This is a genomic window from Novosphingobium album (ex Liu et al. 2023) (assembly GCF_029076845.1).
In the GTDB taxonomy this organism is placed as follows: domain Bacteria; phylum Pseudomonadota; class Alphaproteobacteria; order Sphingomonadales; family Sphingomonadaceae; genus Novosphingobium.
Window position 1 is genome coordinate 1 of the sequence record NZ_JARESE010000120.1, and the last position, 519, is coordinate 519.

The 519-nt window shown below is 59.7% G+C and carries 1 protein-coding gene; it reads left to right on the forward strand.

The genetic code is table 11. The annotated features are described in order from the left end of the window. Positions 1-23 precede the first annotated feature (23 nt). On the forward strand, positions 24-458 hold the full coding sequence (locus tag PYV00_RS24165) for a hypothetical protein (RefSeq protein ID WP_066554124.1): 435 nt from the start codon (positions 24-26) through the stop codon (positions 456-458). Positions 459-519: the final 61 nt, after the last annotated feature.

The window sequence follows — 519 nt, forward strand, 5'->3', positions numbered from 1 at the left end:
GAAGCCGACGGTGCATTGATCCAATGTCCGAGGAACGCCTGCGCGAGAAGCTGCGCAAGATCGAAGCTCTCTATGCCGGCGCCACGACTGCCGGCGAGCAAGCTGCGGCAGGTGCAGCTGCGGAACGCATTCGCCGCCAGTTCGCGACGGCCAGCAAGAAAGAACGTGCCGAGGAGTTCAAGTTTTCAATTCCTGACCCTTGGTCACGACAGCTCTTCATCGCCCTGTGCCGCCGCTATGGCGTCAAGCCATTTCGCTATACGCGCATGCACCGTCAGACGGTGATCGTTCGCGCGCCAGCCAGTTTCGTTCGGATGACGCTATGGCCAGAGTTTGAGGAACTGAGCGGAGCCCTGACCTCACATCTGGATGAAATCACGCAGAAGATCATCAGGGAGGAAGTGCACGAGGCCACACAGGATGCGGAAGAAGTGAGCGAGCCGCGTCAGTTGCGCTGAAACGTTCCCGTCCTCCAGCGGATTGCCTCTAGGGTACCTGGAATATGCCGAAGCGGCACGC